Raw genomic sequence first — 493 nt, forward strand, 5'->3', positions numbered from 1 at the left:
CGCCTTGCGCATCTTTAGCTGACGAACTCGTGCTACCGGACGTCGTTTCAGTGACCTCAACATCGACCACACCATCGTCATCGTCGTCGTCCATGCCTTTCGACTTGGGCGCCGGCAACTTCGGATTGGCGCGATTGGATGTCGCGAGGGCCTTGGTCGCCTTGTTCGACTGAGCAGCGGTAGCCGCTTGAATCACCGCCTTCGTGGACTCGACCTGTTCGGCGAGACCCTGGCGGGCCTGCGTCACACCACCGATCGCATTGGCAAACTCAGCATCCAACTCCGCCGGCGTGGCCGTCAGAGCAATCGGCGCAACCAGGGCTGCGTCGTCCGGCTTGCTGACGGTCGGCGCGACGACCACGGTCATCTCGTCACCCTGCATTGAAAGGGTGATAACAACCTTGTCGCTCGCCTTCACGAGCGGCACCAGTTCTTGAAACATAGGGATTTCCTTGAAAATGAATGGGATGGGGAAGCGAGGCGTGGTCAGAAC

1 protein-coding gene is annotated in these 493 nt (G+C 59.8%); it reads right to left on the reverse strand.

Translation table 11 applies throughout. The features are described from left to right. The coding region (locus tag RVY79_RS17255) for a PRTRC system protein E (RefSeq protein ID WP_317465703.1) at positions 1 to 442 on the reverse strand (442 nt) is incomplete at its 3' end. Positions 443 to 493 lie beyond the last annotated feature (51 nt).

The sequence above is a fragment of the Chromohalobacter sp. HP20-39 genome (assembly GCF_033052815.1).
Classification (GTDB): Bacteria; Pseudomonadota; Gammaproteobacteria; order Pseudomonadales; family Halomonadaceae; genus Chromohalobacter.